This window comes from Streptomyces sp. NPDC107500 (genome assembly GCF_055582785.1).
The window spans coordinates 19,675-34,089 of the sequence record NZ_JBVJPF010000004.1 but is presented as its reverse complement, the minus strand read 5'-3'; the positions used below and the strand labels follow the sequence as shown (position 1 = coordinate 34,089).

General features: G+C 72.2%; 11 protein-coding genes and 1 pseudogene. 8 read left to right on the top strand and 4 right to left on the bottom strand.

Annotated elements, in window-relative coordinates; genetic code table 11:
• Positions 1 to 115: 115 nt before the first annotated feature.
• The 3 genes from ACZ67M_RS16620 to ACZ67M_RS16610 all read left to right on the top strand — a co-directional run bounded on the left by ACZ67M_RS16620 (position 116) and on the right by ACZ67M_RS16610 (position 3,291).
• Positions 116 to 958: an endonuclease/exonuclease/phosphatase family protein gene (locus ACZ67M_RS16620; RefSeq protein ID WP_469851400.1), complete on the top strand. Its 843-nt coding sequence runs from the start codon at positions 116 to 118 to the stop codon at positions 956 to 958.
• A gap of 145 nt (positions 959 to 1,103) precedes the next feature.
• Complete coding sequence (locus ACZ67M_RS16615) at positions 1,104 to 2,327, top strand: serine hydrolase domain-containing protein (RefSeq protein ID WP_469851398.1); 1,224 nt, start codon at positions 1,104 to 1,106, stop codon at positions 2,325 to 2,327.
• A gap of 403 nt (positions 2,328 to 2,730) precedes the next feature.
• Positions 2,731 to 3,291 carry a sigma-70 family RNA polymerase sigma factor family protein gene (locus ACZ67M_RS16610; protein ID WP_469851397.1) on the top strand — a complete coding sequence of 187 codons (561 nt, stop codon included), beginning with the start codon at positions 2,731 to 2,733 and terminating at the stop codon, positions 3,289 to 3,291.
• Between the two features lie 37 nt (positions 3,292 to 3,328).
• On the opposite strand, the gene ACZ67M_RS16605 is transcribed toward ACZ67M_RS16610, so the two are convergent.
• Positions 3,329 to 4,225, bottom strand: coding sequence for an RNA polymerase sigma-70 factor (locus tag ACZ67M_RS16605; RefSeq protein ID WP_469851396.1), 897 nt, complete (start codon positions 4,223 to 4,225; stop codon positions 3,329 to 3,331).
• Between the two features lie 297 nt (positions 4,226 to 4,522).
• Positions 4,523 to 4,729: a hypothetical protein gene (locus ACZ67M_RS16600; RefSeq protein ID WP_469851395.1), complete on the bottom strand. Its 207-nt coding sequence runs from the start codon at positions 4,727 to 4,729 to the stop codon at positions 4,523 to 4,525.
• 302 nt (positions 4,730 to 5,031) lie between these two features.
• Between ACZ67M_RS16600 and ACZ67M_RS16595 the strand changes: the two genes are divergently transcribed.
• Both ACZ67M_RS16595 and ACZ67M_RS16590 read left to right on the top strand, forming a co-directional pair.
• Entirely contained in the window at positions 5,032 to 5,982 is a 951-nt protein-coding gene (locus tag ACZ67M_RS16595; protein WP_469851393.1) for an alpha/beta hydrolase, read from the top strand.
• 104 nt (positions 5,983 to 6,086) lie between these two features.
• Positions 6,087 to 6,806, top strand: a complete 720-nt coding sequence (locus ACZ67M_RS16590; RefSeq protein ID WP_469851392.1) for an alpha/beta fold hydrolase — start codon at positions 6,087 to 6,089, stop codon at positions 6,804 to 6,806.
• A gap of 166 nt (positions 6,807 to 6,972) precedes the next feature.
• Here ACZ67M_RS16590 and ACZ67M_RS16585 read toward each other — a convergent pair.
• Together ACZ67M_RS16585 and ACZ67M_RS16580 are read right to left on the bottom strand one after the other, a co-directional pair.
• Positions 6,973 to 8,911: pseudogene (locus tag ACZ67M_RS16585) on the bottom strand (FUSC family protein).
• A 280-nt stretch (positions 8,912 to 9,191) separates the two neighbouring features.
• Positions 9,192 to 9,629 carry a glutaredoxin domain-containing protein gene (locus ACZ67M_RS16580; protein WP_392238268.1) on the bottom strand — a complete coding sequence of 146 codons (438 nt, stop codon included), beginning with the start codon at positions 9,627 to 9,629 and terminating at the stop codon, positions 9,192 to 9,194.
• Positions 9,630 to 9,849: 220 nt separating this feature from the next.
• Between ACZ67M_RS16580 and ACZ67M_RS16575 the strand changes: the two genes are divergently transcribed.
• Genes ACZ67M_RS16575 through ACZ67M_RS16565 form a run of 3 tightly spaced genes read left to right on the top strand, consistent with a single transcriptional unit; the run spans position 9,850 to position 14,370 of the window.
• Positions 9,850 to 10,212, top strand: coding sequence for a hypothetical protein (locus tag ACZ67M_RS16575; protein WP_361364305.1), 363 nt, complete (start codon positions 9,850 to 9,852; stop codon positions 10,210 to 10,212).
• Positions 10,213 to 10,219: 7 nt separating this feature from the next.
• Positions 10,220 to 12,958, top strand: a complete 2,739-nt coding sequence (locus tag ACZ67M_RS16570; RefSeq protein WP_469851389.1) for a substrate-binding domain-containing protein — start codon at positions 10,220 to 10,222, stop codon at positions 12,956 to 12,958.
• Complete coding sequence (locus ACZ67M_RS16565; protein WP_469851388.1) at positions 12,958 to 14,370, top strand: extracellular solute-binding protein; 1,413 nt, start codon at positions 12,958 to 12,960, stop codon at positions 14,368 to 14,370. Before ACZ67M_RS16570 ends, ACZ67M_RS16565 begins: the two co-directional genes overlap by 1 nt.
• The last annotated feature ends 45 nt before the right edge of the window (positions 14,371 to 14,415 follow it).

Below are 14,415 nucleotides of genomic sequence, written 5' to 3'. Positions count from 1 at the left end.
GGCCGGACGAGAAGGAGTACACCGGGCACGGCTCGTCGTCCCGGCCGTCCCCGGCCGCCGATATCCTCGTGCGTGAGGACGGGGGACGCTCCGCGCGTCGACCCCGGGGGAGGCGATGGTGCGCAGAGGCACACGGTGGTTCGTGGGCGCGATGGCCGTGCTCTGCGTGATCCTCGTCGGCTCCGGTTCCCACAGTGGCTCCGACGCCGGCCCGGGCCGGCGCGTCGAGCCCGTGCGGGACGTGGTGGCGAACCGCGTCATGACGTGGAACCTCTGCAACCCGTGCAAGGAGAGCAACGTCCACCGGGCCGCGGAGATCGCCTCCTTCGCCCCCCAGGTCCTGGGCGTGCAGGAAGCCTGCGTACGGGACGTCGAGGCGATCCGGGACCACCTGGAGAACCTCCACGGACTCGTCTACCACGTCGAGTACGGCATGGTCCTGAAGAAGCGGAGCCGCTGCGGGGGAACACCGTGGAACCCGGGCGCGTTCGGCCAGGCCGTCCTCTCCGCCGCGCCCATGCGCGACCACGTCAGCAAGGAGTACCCCGAGGGCGGCTCCGAGGACCGCGGGTACATGGCGGTCACCACCGAGGTCGGCGGCCAGGACGTCCGGGTCTTCAACACCCACCTCGCCCAGCGCCGGCAGGAGTCCGTCCGAACGGAACAGGTCGCCGTGCTCGCCACCGAGGTCGCCCGGCACGAACGCGCCGTCGTCCTGGGCGACTTCAACGCGGTGCCGGACGCCCCCGAACTCTCCCGCATCTGGGCCCTGGCCGTCGACACGGACCCCCGGTGCCATCCGACGCGCACGGCCGCCGGCACCTGCCGGGCGACCACGGACTGGCAGAGCAAGTTCGACTACGTATTCCTGCGTGGCATCGCCCCCGGCGAGCACCGCGTGCATCCCTCCCGGTACTCCGACCACCACCAGGTGTACGCCGACCTCGACCTGACGTGATCCGGTCTGGGCTATCGTTCTGTGCGCCCTGGAGATCACGTCCGTCGCGCGGACAGGGAGCGGCAACATGCCCCTGTACAGACGGGATTCACAGTTCCTGAACGGAGTCCAGGGCCTCCGCCCGATCACACGTGAAGAGAATCGGATGCGTATCAGAAACACGAGCCTCGCGCTCGTAGCTTCCGCGATGGTGGCCGCCCTGGTCACCGCCTCGCCCGCCGTCGCGGACTCGACCCCCACACTTCCCCAGCCCTCGCCCACCGGTGTCCTCGCCGTACAGAAGCAGGCGATGGCCGCCGGGGCGCCCGGCGCCCTCACCCGGATCGACTCCGGCTCCGCGGTCTACCGGCTCTCCATGGGCAAGGCGGACCGGGCCGCCGGAACACCCATGGACGCCGACCGCAGGTTCCGCGTCGGCAGCGTCAGCAAGAGCTTCACCACCGTGGTGCTGATGCAGCTCGTCGCCGAGGGCCGCATCGACCTGGACGCCCCGGCCAACGACTACCTGCCGCAGGCCCTGCCGGACGACGCCATCACCGTGCGGCACCTGCTGAGCCACCGCAGCGGGCTGTGGGACTACACGAACGACATGTTCTACCACACCGTTCCCGGCTTCGAAGCCGTACGGAACAAGGTGTTCACGTACCAGGAACTCATCGACCTCTCGACGGCGCACGCCCCCACCGGCAGGCCCGGGGCCGCCTACAGCTACTCCAACACCAACTTCGTGGTGCTGGGCCTGATGATCGAACACACCACGGGTGTGCCGATCGCCACGCAGTACCAGCAGCGGATCTTCGAGCCGCTCGGCCTGAAGAACACCTCCTACGTCCACCCGCGGACCACCCTCACCGGCTCCTACGCGCGCGGATACGTACGCGACGACGACACCACACTGCCGCTGGTGGACTCGACCGAGCAGACCGCCTCGTGGGCGCAGTCCGCCGGTGCCGTCATCTCGAACTCCGCGGATCTGAACCGCTTCTTCGCCGCGCTCGTCTCCGGCAAGCTCGTCGCCCCCGTTCAGCTGCGCGAGATGATGAGCCTGGTCCCGGTCAACGCGGACCAGACCCAGTCCTACGGCCTCGGGCTGCGCGGGCGGAAGCTCTCCTGCGGTGTCACCGTCTACGGTCACACCGGTACCGTCCAGGGCTACTACACCTACGCGTTCACGACGGCCGACGGCCGGCGCAGCATGTCGTCGATGGCGAACACCTCCAACAACGGCACGGTGAACACCATCCTCGGCGGCACTCTGGAGGCCGCCTTCTGCGGCACCGACCCGACCCGGACGACCGCCCTCAGCCGCTCCGCCGCCACCACCGGCGACCAAACCGAGGACATCGCTCCGCAGGTCGTACGTCACTGACCCGGCCCGGCGCGTGACCCCCCGGGTCACGCGCCGGTACCGGTCTCGTAAGTGCCCGGGCGCGGCCAGGACGCCCAGGGCACCACCCTCGGATGCGCAGGCCCGGGCGGTGTGTCACATCCGGTACCGCACCCCGGTCCAACTGACATACCGAGAGGACCGGAGGACACCGCGCCGTTCCACCATGGAAGCAGGGCGCAGCGTCCCCGCGGGCCTCGGCCGGTGTCCCCGGGCCCCGGCCGCACCGGCGGCCGTGGCTGACGGAGACCGATCGGGGGAGGAGGCGCTGTGGAACAGGCCGGTGAGTCGGTGCCGATCGCGGAGTTGCCGGCAGCCGGAGGAGCATCGCTCACCGCAGGGAGCTGGCCACCCGGGCACCGCTGTCGAGGAGGAGGCCGGCGCGGTGCTGATGCGGTCCCTGGAGTCCCTGACGTCGGCGGAGCGCACGGCCTTCGTGCTCAGCGACGTCTTCGGGGAGCCGCCGGACACGGTCGCGGGCCTCGTGGGCCGCTCGGAGCCGGAGTGCACCGAGCCGGCCGACCGGGCCCTCCGCAGCCTGCGCGCCCAGGAGGCACAGCCGATCTCGCCGCACCGGCACGAGCGGATCGTGCGCTCGGTTCGGCGGGCGTGCGCCGCCGGCGACAGCGGCCGGTTGTTGTCGTTGTTGGCCCCGGATGTCACCGCCTTCTTCGACGGAGGCGGCAAGGTCCGCGCGCTGACACGACCGGTGGACGGCGCCGAACGGGTCGCCCGGAGCCTGCTGACGATGTTCGCGAGGCACCCTCGCACCACCTTGCACACCCACTCCGTGAACGGGCGCACCGGCCTCGTCGCCCGCTACGACGACCAGGTGGCGGCCGTCATCACCTTCGACGTGGCCGGAGCGCACGTGGTCCTGGTGTGGGTCGTCCTCAATCCCGACAAGCTGCGGTCCTGGAACCACCCGCGCCCCTCCGGCGCCTGAGACGGCGGGGCATGCGCAGGTCGGCTTCCGGGGCGAATCAGTCGGCCAGGGACGCGGCGTAGGGCGTCAGCTTGGCCGGGTTCATCACCCACATGATCCGGTCGATGCCCTCGGCACACACGTCGACGGACAGCAGGGCCACGGCAGTTCCGGCCTTCAGCACCAGCACCGCGGGACGCCCGTTGGCCTCGACCCAGCGGGTCTCGGCCTGCGGCCAGAAACGGGGCGCGAAGGCCGCGAGGTACCGGGAGACGTGCAGCCTTCCGACCACCGGGATCTTGGATGCGCCCCGGATGCCGCCACCGTCCGAGTAGCTGACGACGTCCGCGGTCAGGACGTCCTCGAGCACGGCCAGGTCACCGGTCCGCGCGGCGAGGAGGAACACCTCCAGGAGACGCCGGTGGGTCGCGGGGTCGACACGTTCCCGGCGCTCGTCGGCCAGGTGCCTGCGAGCACGGCTGACCAGTTGACGGGCGTTGGCTTTGCTCGTCTCCAGGATCTCGGCTACCCGGTCGTAGGGGTAGTCGAACGCCTCCCGCAGCACGTAGGCGGTCCGCTCCATGGGGTTCAGCTTCTCCAGAACGAGCAGCACGGCCATCTCGACGGCTGCGGCGCGCTCCGCGCCCAACTGCGGGTCGGGTGCGGTGTCCACGGGCTCGGGCAGCCACGGACCGACGTAGGTCTCACGGCGTACCCGCGCGGACTGGGCGAGGTTGATCGCCAGTCTGGCGGCGACGGTGGTCAGGAAGGCACCTGGTTCGTGAACGGCGTCACGGTCGGCGTTCTGCCACCGCACCCAGGTCTCCTGAACGACGTCCTCGGCCTCGGCGGCACTGCCGAGGATGCGGTACGCGACACCGAAGAGACGGGGCCGCAGACAGAGGAATTCCTCCGTCGCCCGGCCGAGCGGGTCGGGGTGGGCGCCGGCGTGCATGGATCGTCCCTTCTCGCGTGGCGCCGGCAATCGTACAAGTGACTCTGAACGAACGTTTCAGCGGGCACACCATGTGCGCGGACGGAGCACTCAATCCCGTCGAAGGGCCACGATAGTGTGACAACGTGTTACGTCCCTCGCGGTGCTCCGGAGACCGCTGGACGGTAAATCGCGAAGGGCCCGGAGCAGGTGCGCACCCGCCCTCGGGGCCGAGCGTGTGAGCGCCCCGGGCGCCCCTCGATCCCCGTGAGTCGGCACCCAGGTCGCGTACGTCCGCCACCCGGCCGGAGGCGGGAGTCACGGCGCGCCGTCGACGTCCCGCTGCCGCAGCCGGCTGAGTCTCGCGGAGGTCTCCCGTATCTGTGCGTCAACCGCGTTGAGCGCTTCGCGCAGCATGCGGGCCCGTGTCTCCAGCAGAGCCGCCTGCGCGGCCAGGGACACGCCGACGGCGGCGGTGTCCGGGGGCTCGGCTGGACTTCGGGTCGTACGGGCACCGGAAAGCACGGGCGTCACTTCCTTCTGGGCGGCGAGGACCCGAGCGGCGTCACTCGGTCCGTCACCGGTATTGACCGGGCAGCCGGGGGAGTTGTGACAGTCACCCGCCAGCCCTGGCGGCCCCGCCGGCAGCAGCGCGCGCCGCGGCGTGCGAAGTCCGTGCAAACCAAGATCCGGAAGAAGTGCTCCAGCGGCCCACCGGGCAGCCGATCCCGTTCCCGGTCACCCACACGCGTCACACATCGGCGACGAATCCGGTCATACGGGGTGAAAGATTCAGAACATTCCACGTGACCTGGAGGAGACGCGGTATGAGTGACTTCGTTCTCGAGCCCGCCGCGCAGGCGTTCGCGGAGGCGGCGGCCGCCCCGCCCCTGCTGTACGAACTGGGCGTCGACGGTGCCCGCGAGCGGCTCGACAACGTGCAGGCGCACCCCGTCGGGTTGCCCGCCGTCGACGAGAAGTGGACCACCGTCGCCGCAGAGGCCGGCGACGTGCGGGTGCGCATCGTCCGGCCCGCGGGCAGCACAGGGGCCCTGCCCGTGATCCTCTACATCCATGGCGGCGGCTGGATCCTCGGGAACGCCGGCACCCACGACCGCCTGGTGCGCGAACTGGCCGTGGGCGCGAACGCGGCCCTGGTGTTCGTGGAGTACGACCGCTCCCCGGAGGCGAAGTACCCCGTCGCCGTCGAGCAGGCCTACGCCACCGCCCGGTGGATCACCGGCGCGGGCGCCGAGGAGGACCTCGACGGCAGCCGCATGGTCGTCGCCGGTGACTCGGTCGGCGGCAACATGGCCGCGGCCCTCACGCACCTGGCGAAGCAGCGCGGCGACGTGACCTTCCTGCACCAGTCGCTGTACTACCCGGTCACGGACGCGGCCCAGGACACCGAGAGCTACCGGACATTCGCCGACGGCCCGCACCTGACGGCGCAGGCCATGGAGTGGTTCTGGGACGCCTACACCACCGATTCGGCCGGGCGGGCCCGCATCACGGTCTCGCCCCTGCGTGCCACCCCCGACGAACTACGGGGACTGCCGCCGGCGCTCGTGATCGTCGCCGGGTGCGACGTGCTGCGCGACGAGGGCGAGGAGTACGCCCGCAAGCTCGTCCAGGCCGGTGTGCCGACCACCAGCGTGCGCTACAACGCCACGCTGCACGACTTCATGATGCTGAACCCGCTGCGCGGCACCCGGGCCTCGGCTGCGGCCGTGGAACAGGCCGTGCACGTCCTGCGCCAGGCCCTCGGTACCGACTGACCCGCCGGCGCCCCGGCACTCGTGCGCACGCACGAAGGAGCACCCCGCTCCACCTCTCCCCGCTCCATCCCATTCCGATGAAGACGAAGAAGAAAGGCATACCCATGCACGCACAGAAGCCGACCGTCGTTCTCGTCCACGGCGCCTTCGCGGACTCCTCCAGCTGGAACGGTGTCGTGGACGAACTCCGGTCCCACGACCACACCGTGGTGGCGGCCGCCAACCCCCTGCGCGGGCTGACCGTGGACGCGGACTACGTCCGCCAGCTGCTGGTGTCCATCGACGGCCCTGTGGTCCTGGCCGGTCACTCCTACGGCGGCGCGGTCATCACCAACGCCGCCCGGGGACTCGACCACGTCAAGGCGCTCGTCTACGTCGCGGCCTTCATGCCGGATGAGGGCGAGAGCGCGCTCGAGCTGGCCGGCATGTTCCCGGGCAGCACCCTCGGTGAGGCGCTCCGCCCGGTTCCGGTCACCCTGCCGGACGGCAGCCGGGTCGCGGACCTCTACATCCAGGCGGACAAGTTCCATCAGCAGTTCGCCGCCGACGTCCCCGAGGACACGGCCGCGACCATGGCCGCCGTCCAGAGGCCCGTCACCGACGCCGCGCTCGGTGAGAAGTCCGGCGTTCCGGCGTGGCGGGATGTTCCGTCGTGGGTCCTGGTGGCCACCGAGGACCGGAACATCCCGCCGCAGACACAGGCCTTCATGGCCGAACGCGCGGAGGCCACCCTGGTCAGCGTCACGGCCTCCCACGCGGTCGGCGTCTCGCGCCCCCGCGACGTGGCACGGCTGATCGGCGAGGCCGTCCGGGCGACCGCGTGAGCGATGGCTCGCGACGGGCCCGTCGGGACCGGACCCGTCGGCCGGTCGACGCCGCCGGAGCGGCGTGGCAAGCACGGCGGTCGGACGTTCGCTGCGCGGGACCTGATCCCCATGGTCCTGTTCACTGCGCCGACGATCCTCTGCACGGCGATCATCTTGGGCGGCGTCAGTTCCGTTCTACGATCGACCTCGCCGCCGTCACCTCGCGCCGTACCGGTTCCAGCACACTGTCCGAGAGGAGCGCCGGGCGAGCGGGAATCGCCGGGAGGGTCTCCGCGCCCCGCAGGCACTCGGCCAGCTCACGCAGTTCTTCCGCCAGCTGCCGGGTCTCCGCCACCGGTGGGGGAGGCGCCCCGTGGTGGACCCGGATGCGCGCGGCGGTGGTCGCGTCGACGATGCGCTCGACGGCGACGACCAGGGGCCACCACGCGGCAGCGCGCCGACCGGTGGGCGGCGGCTCGGTGAGGGCCCGCTGGAACTCCGTGCGCACGGTCGACAGGTCGCGGTAGAGCCGGCGGCGCATCCGCGTGCGGGCCGAGGCGTCCGAGTTCTCGCCGAAGGCAGCCTCCACGTACGCCGCGGTGTCGGCGACGGCCTGCGAGAGACGGTGGCCGGCCCGGGTGTGCCAGCTCTCCGGCCACAGCAGGTAGCCCGCGACCAGGACGATCGCGCACCCCAGCAGCGAGTCGAGCAGCCGGGGGAGCAGCAGGTCGGTGCCCTCCTGGTTGAGGACGTCCGACAGGAGGAGGATCGCCGGGGTGATCGCCGCCGTCTGGTAGCCGTAGCCGCGGGGCGTCAGAGCGGGGATCAGCGGGGCCAGTACGAGCAGCACCGGTACGTCCCACCAGCCGCGCGGTACCCCTGCCAGGACCGTCGCCGCCACCACGAGCCCGGCCACCGTTCCCAGCGCCCGGAGCAGCGCCCGGGAGAACACCGAACCGAAGTCGGGCTTGAGGACGAAGGTGATCGTGAGGGCGATCCAGTACGAGCGGGGTACGGGGACCAGCGAGACGAGCGCCTGCGCCAGACCGATGCACAGCGCGAGGCGCAGCCCGTAGCGCCAGGAGCCGGCGGACAGGACCACGCCCCGGGCCGCGCGGGTCGCCCGCACACTCACCGCGCCCGCCCCGCCCGTGCGGTAGTCGAGCCCCCAGGGATCGACGTCGGGGTTGGCGACCACCTCGGCGGCGTGGACCAGAGCGTGGTCCACGGCGCGGGCGGCCTCGGTCGTGGGTGCGGGCAGGTGCAGCGGCTGCCCGCCCCCCGTGCCGGATTCGACGGCGTCCGCGAGGCGGTGGACCGCCGCGGGTACTTCCGGCGGCAGGGCGCCGCCCGTGAGGCCGACGGTGGGGGCCGGCCTCGGCCACCGGGTTGATGGCGTTCAACTGGGCGATCAGCCGGGTCAGTTCGCGGTTGCGGGCGTGGTGGCGGGCTCGATGGGCGAGGAGCAGGTCGTAGGAGCGGTTGAGGGCCTTGGTGACCTCGAAGCGGGCGGCGGTGTACCGGTCGGGGTCGCTCCCCGCGGCGAGCAGGTCGGCCACCGATCGGTAGGCCGCCGCGACCGAGGCGCGCTCCGGCACTCCGGCCCGCAGAGGCCAGGCGAGGAGCGCGAGGAGGAGGACCAGCAGCCCGCCTCCCGTCATCAGCAGGGGAGCCGCCCACCAGGTGCCGGGCAGCGGGAGTCCCGCCCCGATCACGGCGTTGAGCAGCAGGAGCAGTCCGGAGGCGGAGGCCACCGCGCCGATGGTCGAGATCATGCCGGACACCAGGGCGACGCCGGTCAGGGCGGCGACGGCGGCCCATCCGCCGTCGTGCACCAGCGAGCCGAGGACCACGCCCACGGCCCCGGTCAGCTGCGGGACGGCGATGTTGAGGACCCGCAGGCGGTAGGCGTCGGCGGTGTCACCGATCACCGCGTTGAGGGCTCCCATGGAGGCGAGGGCGCCGAACGCGGTCTGCCCGAGGGCGAGCCCGATCGCCAGGGGCGCCGTCATGCCGACGGCAGCCCGTGCCATCGCCGCCCTGTTCAGCGGCGTCCTCGGTGTCCGGAGGTTGCGGACCAGCCAGTCGGGAGGGAGGTGGCGTGCGGATGACTCGCGGTCCATGCGGCCATTATGGGCACGCCGGCCCCGCCCCTCGTGGACGACCGGACCGTGCACGGCGCCCGGCTCACACGGTGTCACGCAAGCTGGTCTGCCAGGCCGCCTCGCGGCCGACCGGGTCCGCGGCATCGCCCCCGGGCCACGTTCTGGACGGCGCCGACGTCCGCGCCGGGATGCACGAACGTTTGGTGAAGCCTGCTGCCATGTTGTGGGCCACCCGGGAGTCACGACAGTCGCCAGAGCCTCGACGCGTCGACTGGCCGCGGTCGATCGGGATGTCGGATCACGCGTGAGGCAGGAGCTGCTCGCGCACCCATTCCGGCGCGGGGTTGGTGTGCGGGCGGCCCGCCACGACGACGGTCGGTACGGTCTCGTTGCCGTCGTTGGCATCCCGCACCGCTGCGGCCGCCGCGGGGTCGCGCCAGATGTTGACCCAGTGCAACTGGCGGGCGCTGCGGCCCAGCCGGAAGCGCAGTCGAATGCAGTACTTGCAGCCAGGCCGCCAGTAGACGACCGGCCGGCCGTCGACCGCGGCGCGGCGTTGCGCCTCGCGCGCACCGGTCGACCTCGGGAAGACGAGCGGCGAGTGCACGCCGGCGAGCACCAGGAACACCAGCAGGAGTGCCACGCCAGTGCCGGGGTCCCCCGTGAGGACCGGTCGAGTCGCGACGGCTGAGCCGCAGAGCACGAACACCATCGGCAAGATCCAAGCGCGCATCATGATGACGCAGGCTATCGCTGAGCCGGACTGTCCGGGAGCCAAGAACGGGTGGGCTCCCAGACGGCCCGCGATGCCCATGAAGAGCAGGGCGAAGTGCTCCTGCCCTCGTGCGGGATGTGGTCCCGGGCGGTGGGGGCGGGGTGTGCTCCTCGCGTGTCTGGTCGGGTGGCGGTGTGCGAATCCTCGCCTGTACGCAACAGGGGTGTCATGATGGTGAGTTATGGCTGAGGGGGACGGTGTGGTGACGCGCGGTATCCGGATCCGGCTGGACGGGACCGAGAGGGCGACTGACATCGTCGCCCTGCACAAGTGGCTGGAACGGGAGAAACCGCTCGCTGATCTGGCCCGGAGCGACCAGCTCCGGATCACTGAACAGAGCCGTACCGGCGAGGCGGGTGCCCCCATGGGCACCGGCATGGACATTGTCGTGGCGGTGCTCGGGGGTGCTGCGGGCGCGATGTTCCAGGGTGTGGTGGACCAGGTCAGACGGTCGGTGGAGGCCTGGCGGGCCAACCGTCGTGCGGTGGAGGAAGGCGATCCGCCGCAGGTGCGCGTCGAGCCGGTGCAACCCGACGACAGGTAGGCCTCCGGTGACCGGTTACGACTCGCGGGGGAAGGCGAACCGGGCGCTGTTGGTCGGAGTGTCCGAGTACGACAACACGGCGCCGCCGGACGGTGTGCCCGGCGACCTGCCCGCGGTCAAACACAACCTGAACCGGCTGGCGGAGGCGCTGCGGCACGGCGGTGTGTTCGCTGAGCGGGAGATCACGGTCTGTCGCTCTCCTGACCAGGGCACTTTCGACCAGGAGCTGTGGAAGGCGGCCAGCGAGGCCGACGGTGTCCTGCTGCTGTATTTCGCCGGGCACGGGGCGATCCCGAACGCGGGCGACGAGCTGTTCCTGCAGATGCGCAACGCACGCGTGGTCGCGGGCGGTCACGCGGTCTTCCCGGGTGCCGTGCTGTTCAGCCTGGCGCAGGCGATGCTCACCGCCAGTTCGGCCCGGCGGATCGTGGTCGTCCTTGACTGCTGCTTCGCCGGCAACGCCGCCTGGGTCCGCCCGGAGACTCCTGACAAGCGGCGGCTGCTGCTGATGAGTGTGCAGCCCAATCACCGTATCGACGCGGGCGATCCCGACACGCCGACGCCGTTCACCGCCGAGCTGGTGAAGCTGTTGGAATCGGGCGGCGACGTGTCGTTCCGCGACCTCGTGGACGACCTGCGGGCTGGGATGTCCGCTGCGGGTCACCGGACGGTACGGGGTGACGCCTGGGAACCGGAGGGCCGTGCCGAGCCCGGCATGGACGTGCTGCTCGCCACCGGGGCTGGCGGGACCGGAACCCCGCCCGCGCCTGACCCTGACCCCGGCCCTGACCCTGGCCCTGGCCCCGGCCCCGACTCTGGGCCGTGGGCCCCCGACCCCGGCCCTGGGCGTCTCCGCCGGGTCGGGGCGGTTCTGGTCGGATGGCTGGGCGGTATGGGCGCAGCCTGGGCCGCGTTGATCGGTCGTAGGCGTGACTCCGGCGCCCGGGAGGACCAGGGCCGGGCCGGGAACCCCGATGTGCAGGCGGGCGACTCGGGAGACGAGAACGGTACGGGGCAGGAGTGGCGGCGGGCGCGGCGGCTGGTCGCGGGGGGTGTTGTCATGCTGGTCCTGGCCGTCACCGCTCTCGGTATCGGGTTCTACCGCCACCTCGTGCTGACCGGCGGCCCCTCCTCCTGCGCCCCGTCCCTGGAACTGCGGGTGCTCACCGACCCCGACCTGGAGCCGACCGTCCGGGCAGCAGCCGACGCGTATCTGACGTCGGAGGCGAACATCACCGGCGACGGCTGCCGCCGCAGCGGCATCACCGTCTACAGCGCGGGCGCCGCCGACGCGGTCACCGCCCTGCGCAAGCAGACCGGTGCCTGGCAGGAACCCCGCGAGGCCGACACCAACCCGCAGCGTGACGTCGGCCCGCAGCCCGACGTGTGGATACCCGCTTCCCCGGCCGACGCCGCCCGGGTTGTCGCGGGGCAGGACACCGACGCCGTGGCCGAACTCGACGCCGACCAGGAGCCCTTCGCGTACTCTCCCGTGGTGCTCGCCGTCCCGCAGGGCATCGCCGTCGACGAGCTGGACGACCGTACCGGCCCCCCGCTCACCCGGATGATCGACGACCTGCGGCGACGGCACGCGGACGCGGCGGTGCGCCGCCCCGACCCGGAGTTCACCGACACCGGACTGCTGGCCACGATGGCCCTGTACGGCACCCCGGGCGCGGCCGGTGCCCCTGACCCCCGCCGCGCCGAGGACCGGGTCGCCCAGTCCGGGCCGCCCGCCCCCACCGCCGCCGAGCTGCTGTGCACGCTGCCCGACGACGACGCCGTCGACAACCGCACCGCGGCCCTCGTCCCCGAGTTCCTCCTGAAGAGCGGCGTCGGCTGCGACAGCGCGCGCCGCACCCCGCGCATGGCCCAGTACCCGGGTGACGTTCCGGGTCTGGAGCCGGTCTTCGTCCGCGTCCGCTGGCAGGGCGCCGACCGCGACGTGGACGACCGGGACCGTGAGGCGGAGGCCTTCCGGGCGTGGCTCACCGGGGAGGACGGCCGGGTGACCTTCGCCCGGGACGGCTTCCGCCCGGCCGCCGGCGACCGGGCTCTGCCGGACTCCACCGAGGTCGCCCAAGGCGTGCTGAGGGCGCCGTCGCCGCTCACCGAGTCCGCCGGACGGGACGCGATGGAGGCGTCGCTGGAGGCCTACCGGGGCGCCAACGGGCCCGGCCGTGTGCTGTTCCTGCTCGACAGTTCCGGCTCCATGGCCGGCCAGTGGGAGGGGCCCAGCGGTGGGCCGGGCCTGCTGAAACAGTCGCTGGGCGGGCTCGGCGACCGGGACGAGTACGCCGTGTGGGCGGTGTCGGACGCAGGTGAGGACACCTACGACACCCTGCTTCCCTTCGGCCCGCACTCCGGCAAGGACGCCGAGCGCGCCATCGACCGCGGGGCCCGGGTCCGGGACGCCGAGGCGAACCCGCTCGGGGCGCTGAGGGCCGCTCTCGACGCCATGGAGGTCCGGGACGCCGACGACGAACGCCCCGGCCTGATCGTCTTCGTCACCGACGACGAGGACGCGGACCGGCTCGCCGGCGACGGCTTCGGCAACCTCCTGGACATCGCCCGCGCGCGAGGGCTGCCGGTCGCGATGGTCTCCCTCAAGGGCGGCGGCTGCGACGCGGGGAAGCCGGACGCCCGTCTCTCCGAGGCCAGCGGCGGCCGGTGCCTGGACGCCGACGACGATCTCGGCGCCGCCCTGCACGACGAGGTCGCGCGCACCGGAACGGGGGAGACCTGATGCGCAAAGTACCGCTACGACGACAGTGCCGGCGGCGGCTGGCGGCGCTGCCGGCGGCGCTGTGCCTGCTCCTGCCGACCGCGTGCAGTGGGGATGGCGGCGACGGCGGAAGCGGACCCGCGGCGCCGCCCTCCGCCGACGTGCCCGGCGACATCGTCGTCGCCAGCGGCCGGGACGTCACCGGCAAGAACGGCGTCCGCCAGCGGCTCATCGACGCCTGGAACACCGAGCAGGAGAAAGCCGGCACCGGCTACCGGGCCCGACTGGTCGAACTCCCCGGCAGCGCCGACGAACAGCGCAGCCAACTGCTCGGCGCGCTCCAGTCCGGCAGCGCCGCCTACGACGTGGTCAACCTCGACGTCACCTGGGTCCCGGAATTCGCCGCAGCGGACCTGATCAGCCCCCTGCCCGAGTCACTGCTCGACGACGACGTCATCGCACCCGTCGCGAGCACCGCCCGCTGGGACGGAAACGTCTACGCCGCCCCCTTCAACAGCGATGTCGGCCTGCTCTACTACCGCCGCGACCACCTGAGCCAGGCGGACGTCGAGCAGACCGACCTGACGGGCGGCCTGGACTGGCCGGAACTGAAGACGCTGATCAACGCCGTCGGCGACCACAAGCCCGACGGCTACGACAAGGGCTGGACGACCCAGCTCGCCGCGTACGAGGGGCGGACGGTCAACGCCATGGAGGCGTTCGCGTCGGCCGTACCGGACCTCACGCTCACCGGCGAGGACGGCCACTACGACGCCACCGTCGAGGAGCTGACCGAGGGCATCGGCGAGCTGCGCCGTCGCACCGAGGCCGCGTACGTGCTCCCGGACGCCTTCGGCTCCGACGAGGCGGCTTCCCTCGGTGACTTCGCCGCGGGCCGCACCACCTTCCTGCGCCACTGGCCGTACGTGTATCCCGCCCTGCACCAGTCGTTCCCCGGCGACGACCGGCTCGGTGTGACCGCGTTGCCGGGCCGGGCCGTCCTCGGCGGCCAGAACCTCGCCGTGACCGCGGCGTCCCAGCGCAGGACCAAGGCGGCCGACCTGATCGAGTACCTGACCGGCAAGGAGAGCGAACGCTGCCTGCTGGACGCCGGTTTCGCGGCGACGCGTACCTCCGCCTACACGGACGATGCCGTGACGTGCGCGGTGGGGACGGCGACGCCCTCGGCGGCGCCGACCGGGGAGAGCGCCGACACCGTGCCCCGCGACGCGGCCGGCCGCCCGGAGTACGCCCGCGGCATCCTGCTCCCAGCCCTCCAGAAGGCGGTGCACCGCCCCCGCACCCCGCTGTACGGCGCCTTCACCCAGACCTTCACCACCGAGCTGAGCGCCCTCTTCGCCGACGACCCGCCCAGCGACGGGGACCTGGCGCGACGCTTGGACGAAGCCCTGAGACGCGCCCTGCCGGACTGAGGGACGACTGCACCGGGCGAGGGCCCGATAGCCCTGTCACCGAGT

Excerpts from the sequence above, each read along its gene's own strand:
- ACZ67M_RS16620 (WP_469851400.1), top strand. The coding sequence starts at position 116 with ATGGTGCGCAGAGGCACACGGTGGTTCGTGGGCGCGATGGCCGTGCTC.
- ACZ67M_RS16615 (WP_469851398.1), top strand. The coding sequence starts at position 1,104 with ATGCGTATCAGAAACACGAGCCTCGCGCTCGTAGCTTCCGCGATGGTG.
- ACZ67M_RS16605 (WP_469851396.1), bottom strand. The coding sequence starts at position 4,225 with ATGCACGCCGGCGCCCACCCCGACCCGCTCGGCCGGGCGACGGAGGAA.
- ACZ67M_RS16595 (WP_469851393.1), top strand. The coding sequence starts at position 5,032 with ATGAGTGACTTCGTTCTCGAGCCCGCCGCGCAGGCGTTCGCGGAGGCG.
- ACZ67M_RS16590 (WP_469851392.1), top strand. The coding sequence starts at position 6,087 with ATGCACGCACAGAAGCCGACCGTCGTTCTCGTCCACGGCGCCTTCGCG.
- ACZ67M_RS16580 (WP_392238268.1), bottom strand. The coding sequence starts at position 9,629 with ATGATGCGCGCTTGGATCTTGCCGATGGTGTTCGTGCTCTGCGGCTCA.
- ACZ67M_RS16575 (WP_361364305.1), top strand. The coding sequence starts at position 9,850 with ATGGCTGAGGGGGACGGTGTGGTGACGCGCGGTATCCGGATCCGGCTG.
- ACZ67M_RS16565 (WP_469851388.1), top strand. The coding sequence starts at position 12,958 with ATGCGCAAAGTACCGCTACGACGACAGTGCCGGCGGCGGCTGGCGGCG.